The sequence below is a fragment of the Maribacter aurantiacus genome (assembly GCF_005780245.1).
GTDB classification, from domain to species: Bacteria; Bacteroidota; Bacteroidia; order Flavobacteriales; family Flavobacteriaceae; genus Maribacter; species Maribacter flavus.
Map to the genome: position 1 here is coordinate 17068 of NZ_VBUK01000017.1, position 14436 is coordinate 31503.

Annotated in this window: 15 protein-coding genes; 1 reads left to right on the forward strand and 14 read right to left on the reverse strand. The window is 41.9% G+C overall.

Annotation, left to right across the window (positions count from 1 at the left end; translation table 11 throughout):
* Positions 1 to 177 precede the first annotated feature (177 nt).
* The 3 genes from FEK29_RS17525 to FEK29_RS17535 all read right to left on the reverse strand — a co-directional run bounded on the left by FEK29_RS17525 (position 178) and on the right by FEK29_RS17535 (position 3049).
* Positions 178 to 1458, reverse strand: coding sequence for a tetratricopeptide repeat protein (locus FEK29_RS17525; protein WP_138259736.1), 1281 nt, complete (start codon positions 1456 to 1458; stop codon positions 178 to 180).
* Between the two features lie 84 nt (positions 1459 to 1542).
* Positions 1543 to 2313, reverse strand: coding sequence for a DUF4331 family protein (locus FEK29_RS17530; protein WP_138259737.1), 771 nt, complete (start codon positions 2311 to 2313; stop codon positions 1543 to 1545).
* A 25-nt stretch (positions 2314 to 2338) separates the two neighbouring features.
* Entirely contained in the window at positions 2339 to 3049 is a 711-nt protein-coding gene (locus FEK29_RS17535; protein WP_138259738.1) for a DUF4331 family protein, read from the reverse strand.
* Between the two features lie 231 nt (positions 3050 to 3280).
* Here FEK29_RS17535 and FEK29_RS17540 point away from each other — a divergent pair, with 231 nt between their 5' ends.
* The gene (locus FEK29_RS17540) at positions 3281 to 4474 is read left to right on the forward strand and encodes an LETM1-related biofilm-associated protein (RefSeq protein WP_138259739.1); all 1194 of its coding nucleotides are present in this window, start codon (positions 3281 to 3283) and stop codon (positions 4472 to 4474) included.
* Positions 4475 to 4700: 226 nt separating this feature from the next.
* On the opposite strand, the gene FEK29_RS17545 is transcribed toward FEK29_RS17540, so the two are convergent.
* The 11 genes from FEK29_RS17545 to FEK29_RS17595 all read right to left on the reverse strand — a co-directional run bounded on the left by FEK29_RS17545 (position 4701) and on the right by FEK29_RS17595 (position 14419).
* On the reverse strand, positions 4701 to 5456 hold the full coding sequence (locus tag FEK29_RS17545) for a LytR/AlgR family response regulator transcription factor (RefSeq protein ID WP_138259740.1): 756 nt from the start codon (positions 5454 to 5456) through the stop codon (positions 4701 to 4703).
* Between the two features lie 42 nt (positions 5457 to 5498).
* Complete coding sequence (locus FEK29_RS17550; RefSeq protein WP_138259741.1) at positions 5499 to 5879, reverse strand: 2TM domain-containing protein; 381 nt, start codon at positions 5877 to 5879, stop codon at positions 5499 to 5501.
* The gene (locus tag FEK29_RS17555; protein WP_240042786.1) at positions 5869 to 6204 is read right to left on the reverse strand and encodes a 2TM domain-containing protein; all 336 of its coding nucleotides are present in this window, start codon (positions 6202 to 6204) and stop codon (positions 5869 to 5871) included. The genes FEK29_RS17550 and FEK29_RS17555 overlap by 11 nt, the downstream gene beginning before the upstream one ends.
* A complete protein-coding gene (locus FEK29_RS17560) occupies positions 6204 to 6506 on the reverse strand; it encodes a 2TM domain-containing protein (protein WP_138259743.1) in 303 nt (100 codons plus the stop codon). The genes FEK29_RS17555 and FEK29_RS17560 overlap by 1 nt, the downstream gene beginning before the upstream one ends.
* Positions 6507 to 6554: 48 nt before the next feature.
* A complete protein-coding gene (locus FEK29_RS17565) occupies positions 6555 to 6833 on the reverse strand; it encodes a 2TM domain-containing protein (RefSeq protein ID WP_138259744.1) in 279 nt (92 codons plus the stop codon).
* A 206-nt stretch (positions 6834 to 7039) separates the two neighbouring features.
* Complete coding sequence (locus FEK29_RS17570; RefSeq protein ID WP_138259745.1) at positions 7040 to 8404, reverse strand: 2TM domain-containing protein; 1365 nt, start codon at positions 8402 to 8404, stop codon at positions 7040 to 7042.
* Positions 8405 to 8413: 9 nt separating this feature from the next.
* Positions 8414 to 9037 (reverse strand): tetratricopeptide repeat protein, encoded by a 624-nt coding sequence (locus FEK29_RS17575; RefSeq protein WP_138259746.1) that lies wholly within the window; start codon positions 9035 to 9037, stop codon positions 8414 to 8416.
* Positions 9038 to 9049: 12 nt separating this feature from the next.
* Positions 9050 to 9469, reverse strand: coding sequence for a DUF2141 domain-containing protein (locus tag FEK29_RS17580; RefSeq protein WP_138259747.1), 420 nt, complete (start codon positions 9467 to 9469; stop codon positions 9050 to 9052).
* A gap of 212 nt (positions 9470 to 9681) precedes the next feature.
* The gene (locus FEK29_RS17585; RefSeq protein WP_138259748.1) at positions 9682 to 12231 is read right to left on the reverse strand and encodes a C-type lectin domain-containing protein; all 2550 of its coding nucleotides are present in this window, start codon (positions 12229 to 12231) and stop codon (positions 9682 to 9684) included.
* 191 nt (positions 12232 to 12422) lie between these two features.
* Positions 12423 to 13550 (reverse strand): Gfo/Idh/MocA family oxidoreductase, encoded by a 1128-nt coding sequence (locus tag FEK29_RS17590; protein ID WP_138259749.1) that lies wholly within the window; start codon positions 13548 to 13550, stop codon positions 12423 to 12425.
* 11 nt (positions 13551 to 13561) lie between these two features.
* Positions 13562 to 14419 (reverse strand): sugar phosphate isomerase/epimerase family protein, encoded by an 858-nt coding sequence (locus tag FEK29_RS17595; protein WP_138259750.1) that lies wholly within the window; start codon positions 14417 to 14419, stop codon positions 13562 to 13564.
* Between the last annotated feature and the right edge of the window lie 17 nt (positions 14420 to 14436).

The window sequence follows — 14436 nt, forward strand, 5'->3', positions numbered from 1 at the left end:
TAGATTTAAATATGCATTTCACCGATAAATATATGCATTTCATCCTGTCCATTATTAAAAATCGGTAACTTTTCGATGAAATGCATCCTGATAAAACGCCATGACCAAAAGGTCATGGCGCAAACAACAAAACAATCCAACCTAAAACAAACCGGTAATGAAAAAATAGTACTCCAATTACAGTTCTTGAATTTGCCTTTCCATTAACGGGCCCAATTCATACACTGCACCAATAAGTTCCTTTTTCAAATCCTTTACTTTTTCTGCATCGTTATTGGCCTCATAGACTTCGGCAGCTTGGTACAAAAGGGCAGGTTCAAACGTTTTATGAAGTACATAATTATCCATCAATTCCTTGGCCTTTTCCAAATTACCCATCTTTAGGTGGCTATACGCCAACCAGCTATAGGACTCTGGCGTAGGTCTGTTGAAAACCTCCTTCTTTGCCAGTTCCAATGCCTTTTCATACTGCCCGGTTTCATCAATAAACAAACCTACATTGTAGGCGTTGTACATATCGCCATAGGATGGGTTATCCACTTTTTGGAAATATTCGTTTAAGTTTTTGAGGCGTATCAGGTCATTGTCCATGTAATCGGCTATTTCCGCCTTAAGCAAATAGTAATCGGGAGCTTGATAGTTCTTTGTTACAGAATCCAGTATTCTAAGGGCCTCCTCCGGATTTTTATCATTGGAAAACACAATCCAGGCAATGCCCTTTTTCGCATAGGCATAATTGGAATCCAGTTCCAAAGCCATTAAGTAGTGGGCATAGGAATCCTGTAGTCTTCCCGCATGACCATAATAATCGGCCAAATTGGTGATACTCCACAAGATTAGTGCCTCGTTATTGGAAGAAATAGCAATAGCCTTGGCCTTCTCCATAAAGTTGATGGTCGTATCCAAATCGCCCTTATAGTCGTTCCATTTTGCCAACCGGATCAAGTATCCAAAGTCCTTCATGTTCTTTATGCTGTCCAAATACTTTTCTGCAGTATCGTAGTTTCCCAACTCCATATGAACATCAAAAAGTAAGTACCGATTTTCCCTGGGATCCGAACCAATTTCCAGTGCCTCTTCCGCTAAGACCAAAGCTTCCTTGAATCTATGCTGTGATATGTAGTTTCTGGCCAAGGACCTTCTATACCCTGCCCTGCCTACGGCAGCTATTTTTACGGCTCTTTGCAGACTTTTTTCCGCTTTTTTTAGATAGTCAATATCACCTGTCTCCTTAAAAAAACGATTGTACTCACCCCCTACTATCCCAAAACTAGTCAGTTGCATACTGTCTGCCCTGATCTTGGAATTCCATAGTTCAAAATATTTGGAGGTTGTTTTTGGGGTCTCTACCGTTAAATATTTATTGTAATCATTTGCATTGGCCACCTCGTACTGTTTCTTTTCTGAACAAGAAAGTAGTACGGTAATTAGTGCCAAAAAGTATAAATAGCGTTTCATAATCTGTTTATTTGGATTGTCATTTAGAATTTTAAAATAAGGGGGAGGTTTTAAACTCCCCCTCGCTCCTCTTTTTCATAGTCTTTATTCAGGAGCTCCCAAATAAGGGAATGTTGTAGCTATGTCCGCGGTTAGGCCAACCCCGTCCGAGGTCAATCTTGGCAAATCTGGTGTTCCGTCCATATCAATGTCCTGACCACTAAAGCGATCCCCTTCCATACCACCGAACAATAAAATCAGGGAAACATCGATTACATCATCCTGAGGCCTTCTACCGGTCAATGCAACTTCGTCACCATCGGGCACCAAAATTCTTCCATCCATATCATTATCGGTTCCTGGATCAAAGTAGGTCGTTGGCAGATCCGGAGCTACTTCCAACACATCGGCAGCCAAATATCCTGTAAGCGTGGCCGCATCCAAACCTAGGATATTGGGTTCATAGTTAACATCTTCTGGGTTAGCTCCCAATAAATTGGCGTACACGTCATGATAGGCTTCCAATCTAGCCTCAAAACCAGCTTGGAACATGGCGCCCATTTGAGAAGGTATGGCCATGTTGTGCGCATTTTTTGTTTCGTCATCAGCGCTTAACACTGTATTAATCCCCGGCCTTCCCATAAAGTCTATCTGCACGTAGGTTCCTGAGAAATCTGGCATCATAGGACCCATTCCATCTTCGCAAGGTGTGCAGGAACCCCCGCAATCGACAGCCGTTTCATCTCCGTTCATGATACCATCATCGCACGTTCCATTGGCCATTGGAGGAGTAAAATCATCATCGTTGTTACAGGCTACCAGTGTTAAAACGGTACAGACCGTAAGAAACAAGAACTTTATTTTATTTAGTTTCATCTTTTTATTTTTTTAGCGTTCGTTATTATTGTTTTGCATTGGTAGTCACCCAAGTCTTGTAAACCGTTAAGCCCAAGGCATTTGTTGCCGTTGTTTCCCCCAACATGGTGTTGGGAATTTCTACTACGATAGACATGGTATTGGCCCCATCAAAGGTATCGACCGCTGTAGTGTCATCATCTGCTGTTGAATTGGGGTCTCCAGCAGGCTTAAAACCTTCCGGGGCCATTCCGCCTATGACCGCATTGAATTGAAAAAAGTCAAAAAAGAAGGCATCCTGCCTTGGCCCTGCAAATAGGGAAACACCACTGGAAGTCGTTTCCACAATGGCCGTATCAGCAGAAATATCAACAGAACCCAATGGACTATCGACCATTACCTGACCGCTAGTTCCTGTGGTAGTTGGGGCAACAGGACCAAAGAAATACATTTTTCCATCCCTAGGAATCGCTTGTATAACCAAGTCTTCAACTAAATCCCCATTAGTATCGATATTGATTTCGGTCAACACATTTTCATCGAAGGTGCCATAGGCCAAATCTGGCAGTACATTTGACTGAAGGTCTACGGCAAACACCGTGTTGTCCGAGCCCAAGGATGGCTCAAAAGCGTAATAATCAGCAATATCAGCACTGGTTCCCATAGAATCCGGAGCATCGATGTGGTCCGCAGCTACTAAGAGAGCCGCAATGAGGGACAATACCCCAAGACCGGTAATAAGGTTTTTGTTTTTCATAATTAAAGTTTTTAGATTAAATCAACCTTACCTACGGAACTGAATATTAGAAGTTTGCTTTTAAATGTTAAAGTATTCTTAATATATTCCCGATATCAATCTCTTAAAAGGAACAGAAGCAATTTGATTTATTATTTTCTGGGTTAGCCAATAGAACAAATTGTGTAACAATTTTGACCAAGGAACAGAATTGGTAATTAGCTAACTTTGCCACCTCGCAATAAAAACAAAATGAACCCATCGGCAAATGGCTGGATAGATAAGTTTGGCTCTCTGGTAAAATACCACGATGGGAGATACACCAGTTTTGATATTTTATTCGAGGACCTAAACAGTTGGGGCTTTGTCTACGGCATTAATACGGGTTTCCCAGATTTCATTACCCCGGAGCATGAGTTTTCAGAGGATGAAAAGGCCAAGATCAATTTGTTGACCGCGCTCTATTTCACCTTAAAAATTGCACAGCCCCAAACCGATTTTCAAGATTTTCTTGAAAAGATATTTCAGTTTTACGAGACCTTGGAAGTCAATAAAGTTTCTTTTTTGGGAAAACTCTTCTCCGGAAGCAAAACCTCCTCAAAGCTTGAGAAAATTCTGGATTCAAGGGTTTATCTTGAGGATAATATTATCAGCAAAACCTTCAATAGTTCCATTACGAATTCCCTCCTATTCATTGATGTGCTGCTATTTAAAAGGTATCTAATGCATGCAAAGGGTATTAAAAAACATGCACAACGGCTGGAATATCTTGCCATCAACATTACTTATCATGCCTTGAATTCCAAGCGTAAGAACAAAAAGGATAAAAAGCTGGCGCAATTATTGGCCTCATCATTGACCTTTATCGATGGTGATTCACAAAAGTTTGATAACTCTTATAGAAACCAGTTGCTTACAAATGATGATCTATGGGAAAAAAGGTATCTTTTGAAACTGGCATGTTTAACGGTTTGGGAAGATGGATCCCTGGAATTTATGGAGTCCGAGTTCATACAGATACTAGGAAAGGACCTCCAATTAGATGCCCACACCATAAAAAATTCCTTGGCGCATGTTTCCAATTTTATAAATTCCAACAAGGAAACCATTCCCTTTTTGCAGGACCAGAATATGGCCATAAAGTTCTACGACAGTATGTCCAGACTGGTCAACCGTTTAATTCTAAGGAACAAAAAGCGATTACTCAAGGAACTTTCCGGAAGTGCCGAGTTGGTGTCCTTGCTTTCAAAATCCACCGTAAGGGACCTTACGAAAGAGGAAAAGAAAAAGGTGCAAACCCAATTGCTGGATATTTTTAAGAGTATACCGTCCCTGGCCATCTTCCTGCTTCCTGGGGGCGCTATCCTTTTACCTATTTTTATTAAGCTGATTCCTACCCTATTACCCTCTGCCTTTGATGAGAACAGGGTGGAGAATGAGGAGTAGCAGTGAACGACAGTTAACAGTTAACAGTGAACAATAAGCAGTAAAAGTAGGCAGTAACAGTTAGCAGCTAGCAGTGACAGTAAGCGGTAACAGAAAGCAGTAACAGTGAACAGTAGACAGTGAGCGTTAAGCGTCAAGCGTTAAGTGTTAAGCGTTAAGCGTTAAGCGTTAAGCGTTAAGCAACAAAACACTTTCCACTTTTAACTTTCAGCTTTTAACTTTTAACTCACTCCAACCACAATTTAAAATCCTTTACGCGTTCCCTGCTCACAATGATTTCCTGCTCCGAAAAGGAATTTAGTTTGATCTGCAAGCGCGAATTGGTGTAGGAAATAATATCCTTTATATAGTTTATGTTCACGTAAAATTTGCGGCTCACCCTAAAGAAAGTATCGGGTTTGAGTTCCTCCTCCAAATTTTCCAACGTGGTGTCCAATAAATAGTTCCTGCCATCAGAGGTAGCGGCATATGTACCTTTATTCTCACTGTAGAAGCATTCCACTTCGTCGGCATTTATTATTTTTAAATGTTGACCGACCCTGACGGTAAACCGCTTTTTATACTCGCGCTCCAACGGATTTACAAGCAGTTTTTTAATATCCTCAAAATCCAAACCCAGTTTTTTGGTTTCGGGTTTTAAGTGTCGGTATTTTTTTACGGCGCTCTCCAGTTCCTCATCGTCAATGGGCTTTAGCAAGTAATCTATACTATTGAGCTTAAAGGCCTGAAGGGCGTATTCATCGTAGGCCGTTGTAAAGATGATGGCACTTTTTACATCCACTGCATCAAAAATTTCAAAGGAAAGACCATCGGACAATTGAATATCCAAAAAAATAAGATCGGGATGCTCGTTTTCTTGAAACCAAGCAATGGATTCCTCCACCGAATGTAACATTGTGGAAACGGCCACATCCAGCTCCCCTAGTAACCGGCCAAGTCTTCTGGCAGCCGGTTTTTCGTCCTCGATAATAATTACGTTCATACGAGTGTTAATTCAAAAATTTATAGTTCAAAAAAATAACTCTTACTCTCTCATTGAACCTTTCTCTTCCTCTTCTCTCAAAAATTTTTCCATTTGCCTTTTCTCCCAATTCTTGATGAATGTAGGCTTTAGTTCCTCCCATGATTTCGATTTAAACCTAAAAACATAGAGTGCGTGGGCCAATAAACCTATTCCCCAGAGTATGGGAGTTCCTATAACGTTCCAACTTACCCAACCACTAAAGTTTGGGTCCTGCATCCAATCATATTCACCTTTGAACCAATTGAATAGGTTCAATTTAACGATTATCAAAAGAGCATTTATAATAATATACACTCTTAGATGACTGTAGAATTTTTTGATCTGCTGCACCTGTCGTTGCGCCTTTTTATATTTCTCCGATTGTTTTAGACTACCTTCCATGCCTACCGAATTTTTCAGCTTCACGCTTATCCTCTTCCATAAATTTCTGAATCTGTCGTTTCTCCCATTCCTTTGAAAATAGCGGGTTATAGGAAAACACTTTCATCCCATGGAAAAATAGGCCTATGCCCCAAAAAAACCAGATAGAAAAACTTCCAAAATCCAGGACATCCCAAAAATCCGCCCCGCTTCCCATCCTACCAATGATGGTGGAAATGGTAATAAATGTGTTCACTCCAATATATGCGGCCAAATGCCAGTAGAAACCCTTTAGTTCCTTAAGCCGTTCTTTGGCCCTTTCCATTTTGTTTTGATCTCTTTCCATTACTTCCATTTTGTTTGTTCCTCCTCCTCCTGCATCAGTTCGTTAATTTTACGTTCTTCCCAATTCTTTCCTAGAATTGGGTTAAATCCAAAAGCTTTTACTCCTTGGAAAACCAGCCCTATGCCCCACCCGAAAGCGGCCCACAAAAACCACGGATAATTCCATTCGTTCAGCCAATAATTTAGTCCGGCCAAAAAGCCAATGAAGATTACATAGGACAGTGCACTTGTATAAAACTTTTTTATGTTTTCAACCCGTTCCTTGGCCCTAAAGTATTTTGATTCTTGATCTCTGTTATTCATGACGTTACGTTTGTTGATTCTTCGGTTACCTTAAAGATACCGTTTTCCTTAAAGTTCGTCGTTCTTCATAAACTCTTCCAATTTTCTTCGTTCCCAGTCCTTTCCAAAAAATGGGTTATAGTCAAAGGCATTGGCCGCATGGCCCAACAAACCCAAGCCCCAACCAAAAGCGGGAAAGAAGGCCCAGGGAAAACTGGTAGTTTGATAGTTGATCCATATCAAAAACGGAATGACGAGGCAATACGCCAATAAATTGCCATAAAAACCTTTGATTTCGGCCACTTTTTCCTTGGCCCTTCGGTATCTATAATCGCTTTTATTTCTCATGATTTTTTCTTTTAAGGAAGGTAATCCTTCCGGTTATTTTTTATTGATATATCAAATTTCAGGGATTATCAAGGGTTTTGAAAAAGTGGTTTACCCAATTGTACAATTTGAAGGATAAACTGTCATCCGGAACGGTAGGGATGGAAAACGATGTCTTTAAAAAAGAATTTTCCATGAAAGTATGAAGGTATCCATCAAGGAAAGAATCAGAAATCATCCTTGTCCATAAGCTCCTTGAGCTTGCGCTCCTCCCAACGTTTCCCCCAAATAGGGTGATAGCCAAAAGCCTCCATACCGTGGGTCAACAGACCAAAACCCCATCCAAGCACCGGAAATATCACCCAAGGAAAGCTTGTGGTCTTATGGTTCAAATAGACCATAAATGGAATAACGATACAATAGGCTATAAGGTTCCCGTAGAAGCCTTTGATATTTTCCACTTTCTCCTTTGCCTTCTGATAGCGCTTGTCCTCGATGAATTCCTCCTGGGTCTCCACAACGGAAACTTTTTGGGTCAACATGGGAAGTTCTACGGTGAAATTACCGTTGGTTTTATGGATTTCCATTTTTCGGTGGCTCAAAAGTTCATAGCGCTGCTGAATATTCTGTAGGCCAACTCCACTGCTTTTCTTGACCACCTGTTTTTCCTGAAGGTTATTTGTTACCTTTAAATTCCCGTCTTCCTCGAAAATCCTTATATGCAAAGGTTTTGAAGCGTTTACTATGTTGTGCTTTACTGCATTTTCAAGTAATAGTTGCAGGGAGAGCGGAACGATCTTAGCCTCTGGATTGGAGGCATTTTCCGGAATATCCAGAACGATACTGTCCTCGAAACGCATTTTCAATAGCTTAACATAAGTTTTGGCGAACTGTAACTCCTCATCCACGGAAACCAAATCCTTGTTTTTTTGTTCCAATACATATCGATAGACCTTGGAAAGCGACGTGGTGAACTTTTGGGCCTGGTCCGGGTCCTCCTCGATCAAACTTGTAAGAACGTTCAAACTATTGAATAGAAAATGGGGGTCCAACTGGTTCTTCAAGGCATCGAACTTCGCCGATGCCGTCCCAGCTATTACCTTTTGCTCCTTAACTTTGCTGTCCTGTAAGGCCTTATAAAAATAAAAGGCATGTAATATCGCCGATACCAAAATAGCGATGAGCAAGGTATAGAAATAGGTTGCATAGTCTTCGTTCCTCAAAAATTCCTGAAAACTATTCCCAAAATAACCTACTTCTACAAAGATTCTGGCCAGGCCATAGGAAAGCACCGTAAGGAGTATAGATCCCACAGCTCCAAACCATAGCCGTTTTTGCGTTTGGGTTTCCCAACTGAATTTTTGGGAGAGGAAATCGTTATAAAAGATATTGCATGCGGTAATTGTGAAGGCATATACGAAGGTAATCGCCACATCCTGCAGTTCATGTTTCCATACAATACCATTCTGCAGGGCGAAAATGATATTGATCGCAGAAATACCTAGCGTAATGTACAAGCTTATCCTTAATACCTTACTGATGGTTTCAAAGGAAAACTTACTCTCCTGTCCCAAATCTTTTGATGCTTCCATAGCACGACATTATCCATTACAACTTTCATGGGTTTGCTTCGCCCTGTCCTCTCCCCAATTGGGATAAAAAGGACCTTTAGGCTTAAAGTTAGCAAAAAGTTCCAAGGACCTTTCCACATCCTTACAAAATGGGGCGGTATCCTGACCGAAATAAGCTGCGGATCCCATGTCCCACTCCGCCTTTGAAAACACCACCCTAGGGTTATCAGGTGCAATGCGTAAAGCTTCATTGTATAGGGAGACAACCTTGGCGGAATGGGTCATTCCATAGGTAGCCCCATCAAAGGCGATCCATGCCGTATAAAGCATGGCCTGTTGGACCATAATCTCTGGGTTATTGGGCGAAATCCGCTTGGCGATGTCCAAAAACTGTTGGGCCTTTTCCAATTGCTGTTTCAATTTACTTTCGTCCTTTTCGCCAAAGGAGTTGATGGTATTGATTTGTGCTACATAATAATAGGGCAGCCAATTATCTTGCTCCGCATTGCTTATTCTTTCAAAAAGATTGGAAGCTTCCATGGACTTGCCCTCGCCCCAAAGTGTAAAGGCCTTTTCCATTCCTTTGGTAAATTGATCTTGGGACCAAGCACTAGTAGTAAGCACTACTAGCAGCAGTGTGATAATTTTTTTCATTTTGAACAGCTTTTAGTGAATTTGAATTGAATGTTTCAATGTTCCGCCCAATAGCTGAAATTTTGCGTCCCGCCATCTTGGGGGACCAAATCTTGAAGGTGCGTTGTTGGAAGCTCCAAAACGTTCAGTAGGCAGTCCAAAAAGCCGGTTTAGCTTTCCGTCGTTGTCCTTGTCGTGAAACACGGAAATGGCATAAACCCCTTCTGGAATATCCCTAAAAATAACTGTGGTGACCCCATTAGCTATTTTTCCGAAAGCTCCCTTAAATGGCTTTAGCAACCAACCCTCCTCAGAATTGTAAAGTCCCACCAACATCTGCCCTTCGTCGTTTTCCATCCCAGTAATTTCCAGTTCTATGGTGCCCATGGTGGCGGTTTGCGCCATCCCTAAGCTCAACCAAAAAATACAGATGATGGTAATAAGACATTTCATTGGGTAAACATTAATTTGCTGTTCAAATTTCCATGAACGATACTGCAATTTATAAAAAGAATTACCCAATTGTAGATTTTGGAAGACGGATTGTATTTTTTTTAACCAGTAGTGTTTGAGAAAAAATGGTGCTTTAGTTTTGAAACCTTTCCTTGTAGTTTTCCAACCACTTCAGGGATTAACCAAATAATGCAATTTTAAAATTGGGGTATCTAGTTCTTATTGACTCGATGGGTAATACGTCTGTTTGTAATAATCGAACGAACCCCAATAGTGAATAAAGCTGGCAGGGATGCTACTGCCGGACATGAAGCAGCCGAATTCGATAGCAACACACGGTAACGATAACCATTCTTTTGTAAGTCAACTGCATTAGCCTGAATTTGCAAGTTGGACGTTTGTACCCCGCTATATCCACTACCATTAAGGAGGTTGCTAAATGACACTCCCCCATTCGTGCTTACTTGCCACTGGTATTGGTCCACATTGTTCGCCGTAACCGAAAAAACCACTGTAGTACCTGCAGTGGTATTGACATCCATTGGTTGGGAAAGAATTTCCGATTGATAAACGGAAATTATCTGGAAAACGTTTGTTGTATTCCCAGCAGCATCTGTAATTGAATAGGTCCTTGTAATCGTTTCAGGATTATAGCCTCCATCCGTACTATCGCCCACATGGGTTACGGTCAAGGGGCCTACGCAGTTATCGGCTTCATCCAAGACTAGGGAAGTATCAGGGACTGGTACATCGGCACTACAATAAACACTTATAGCGCCCGGATTACTAGCTGTTGGCGCTGTGGTATCTTGTACTGTAATGGTCTTAGTAAAGGGAACGCTAATATTTCCACTGCTATCCGTTGCCATATAGGTAATTACCCTTGTAAAATCATTTTCGGAATTGAAAGTTGTTATTTGATCCGATATAATCGAAATGTTCGCGACCGAACAATCATCCGTGGCCACTGGGGGTGCAAAGGGTATCGATCCACAAAAAACCGAAATTCCATCGGAAGTGGGATCAAAGCCAAAATTGACACCAGACCATTGAATATTGCCTCCAGGGATACCTCCATACGGCGCAATAGGGCCCGTTCCGGCAAGTGTTAGGTCGAAAGTGCCGTCCCCATTGTCCAATTGGGAATAGGTAAACGCTCCTTGATTGCTTAATTGGGAAACATTCAACTGGTAGTCGGCATTAGGAATTTGCACTTCCCAAGCATCGATCTGTGAGCCTGTATTATTTTGAAGACCAAAACCCCAAGAATACTGAGCCTCGTTAAAAAAAGTAACACTTAAAGAGCCACAAACCGACAAAGAAGGAACATCTGATGCACATTGGTAAGATTCGTCCAATGATCCACTGGCACTTACCCAGGTAGGCGCAGTGTCATCCATGGTTAAACTTGTGGTGGCACTAATATTGAGTACAGGGTCCCCTGGCATACCACCGTACTCCACCACATAACCTTGTGGAGCATATGCACCACTTCCTCCTCCATTGGGCAGGTCGTTCCAAGAACCCAACGGAGCTCCACCCCTTACTACCGATGGATCTGTGATATGGGCATAGTCTTCATTACCCGATTGGTTAGGCTCCCCTCCGTTCCAATTCGCAAAATTGGTGGGTGGTAACGTACTCCCATCAGCGCGACCACTCCAAAATGGGGTCCCAGCTTCTGGACCGGTAACCCAAAACCATTCTCCTTCCGTGGCCGCATCACTTGCTCCGATCCATCCAACACCTTGTGCTTGCGAACCGGAAAAATCAGCCTCCTCTTGGGTCGTCAATGTAGCCAGATAGCCTTGTAATCCAAAATATGTTCGGTTGCTGGCGGCTACTTCAGCATCCGTCCAAGAAATTCCAACGTCCGCCACGAATTCATAATAATGGCCGGTAGCTGGCAAAAAGTTCGCCTCGCCTACCGTGATGGAAAACTGCCTACTTCCTGTAGGATTTGGAGAACTAGTACTATAATGAACGTCCAAAATCGCATTTTCAAAAGCTGAATAGGTTGCAGGTCCTTGTAAGGTGAGTTTTCCTTCTACGGCATCCCAAGTTGACGTAATTCCTGGATGACTGCCTGTGAGGGTCAAAAGATCTTCCCCAGCTATATAACCATTTGAAATTTGCACATAAACTGCCGTAGTAGAAGTATCGTCCGGATCTGTAATACTGATAGTTTGGGCAATAGGTGTGTTACCACCATTACAATGTATTTGATTTCCTGTTGCAATCAATACCGGTGGGTCGTCAGGAAATACTACCGTAAACAGTACATTATCAACATATAAGGTTTCGGAATTGCTCCAATTACCACTACCTGAAATAAACCGGATACCTGCATTGGCATTCATTTGATTGGCATTCAAACTATAGTTGAACGAACCAGATCCATCTAAATTTCCTACTGTAGAATATGTGCTACCATCATATAGTTGAACCGTAACAATTTCGTCCCCGTTGGTCCGTTGAAAATCGAAAGTAAGTGTTGCCGTTAGGGCATTTGCCAAGTTCAGGTTTCTAGTAATGTAATTATTGTCCAAATTTTGAAATCGGAGACGTTGTCCATCAATTTGTATTCTTCCGGAACCTGGGTCGTTTGCTTCACCAGTTTCAGACCACCCCCCAGCGAAGGACATGCTTCCCTCGTTGCCGCTATAGGAAAAAGCTGAAAATGTATCCAAATAGGTTTCTTGGCCATACATGGAATGTATGCCAATAACGGTAAAAACTAATAAAACAATAAGGTATTTCAAATCAATTTCCTCTAGCCATTTGACGCTAAAGTAACCAACAAAGAAGCCTTTCTCTATTTATTGTTGTGTGCTACCCGTTTTGCGTTGCAAATGAACACTAAGGCAGAGAGAAAATTCTAAAGATTTTACATTTTGCGTACACAAACATTAAACCTTAATGGATACTTCTCATAATAAAGGTCATTTTCCATCTAAGAAAGCGTAAAATCGGGCAATTTGATAATAGCCCCGCCTTTTTGTGCCGACTCATGGGCCAAAATCCCCACACAAGTAATGTTGGCCGATTGCTTGGCATTTGGATAGGGCGACCTATCTTGAATCAGAGCCTCGACAAATTCATGCACCAAATGCGGATGTGACCCCCCGTGGCCTGCGCCTTGTGTAAAGGATAGATGTTCATTCTCCTCGGAATCGTAAACTCCTTGGGTGGTAAAATGTTGGATTTCCTTGGGCAATAGCTTGGCATAATCCGGACTTTCAACCTCTTCCGGAATTTCTGGTTCCGGTTTTTTTGCGGTATGCACGACCAAGGGTTTTCCCTCTATCAAGGGCCATTCCACAGATTTTTTGGAACCATAGACTTCAAAACTTTCCCGATACTGCCTAGCTACATCGAATAACGACCGATACACTTGTGCACTTAAATCGGAATCCTTGAATTTAATATGGGTGGTTTCCACGGCATAGGGCGAATTGTATTCTTTAATCAATTCCTCCCTTATAGTACCAGAGCCGAAGCAGGAAACATATTCAGCCTCACCTTGGGTCAAAGCCAATACAGGTCCCACACAATGCGTTGCATAGTGCATAGGTGGCAATCCAGGCCAGTAATTAGGCCATCCATCCATATCCTGTTGGTGACTTGCCTTTAAAAATTGAACCTTGCCCAACTCCCCATTTTCATAAAGTTCTTTCATATATAAAAATTCCCGGGCATAGACCACCGTTTCCATCATCATGTAGGTAAGTCCCGTTGCTTGTGTCAATTTTACGATCTCTTCGCATTCCTCAACCGTGGTGGCCATGGGTACCGTACAGGCCACATGTTTACCGGCTTTTAAGGCCTTAATGGATTGCTCCCCATGATTGGGTATGGGTGTATTGATATGCACGGCATCAATTTCCGGATCTTTCAGCAGCTCCTCATATGAGGTATATCTTTTGTCGATGCCGAAGGCGTCTGCCAATTCGTTCAACTTGGCCTCGTTTCGTTGGCAGAGGGCCACTAAATTCGCATTGGGATGCTTTTGATATATGGGAATAAATTCTGCACCAAAACCTAAACCGATAATGGCTACGTTCACTTTCTTTGTACTCATATTTTTCAATTTTACTTAAACGTATTCTTTAAAAATTTCAATCCTTTTTTTGCAAACTCATCTTGGTCGTTCGCCAGCTTTTTCCAAATATTTACGGCTGCGGCCAATTCGGGAATTTCTGGAGTGAAGCTTTCAATTACTATGGCCCCAGAATAATTCACGTCCTGTAATCCTTTTGCAAATTCGGCCCAAGGTGTCAAACCCGTACCGGGAATCCCCCGGTGGTTTTCCGAAACCTGAACATGAATCAATCTATCACCGGCCAAATTAATGGCTTTACGAATATCCTGTTCTTCTATGGTCATGTGAAATCCGTCCAAAATAATTTTCATGTTATCCTTTTCGATTTCATCCAATAATCTGACTACATCCGAAGTCGTATTGATCAAATCAGATTCAAACCTATTCAAGGGCTCCAATGCAATATCCAAACCGTATACCGCGGCAATATCTGACAGTACCCTTAAGTTCTTAACGGACCTCTTCCATTCCTTCTTCTTAACATCCTCGGGTGCCAAACGTGCCTTTCCCACAGCGGCATAGAGTGGTCCGGCGACAAAATTTGCACCAAGCGCGGAAGCTAGGGAAAAACATTTTTCCGCATGTTCAAAACAATTTTTGTGTAAAGTCTCATCTTGAGAGGACAAATCCTTATCATCGCCAAAAACAATACAAATCGTTGGTTGTAGTCCATGGACATCCAATGCATCCTTTAAAACTTTAACATCAATTAAAGTCGGGTCTTCTACGGGAATTTCCACAACGTCAAAACCCATGGCCTTGATTTTTGGAAAAAGCTTTATTGTTTCCGTTGTAAAGGGCGATTGCCAAAGCCAAGTGCTTACGCCAAAATTTATCTTGTTCTTCATGCCTCTCTTCCTAAATT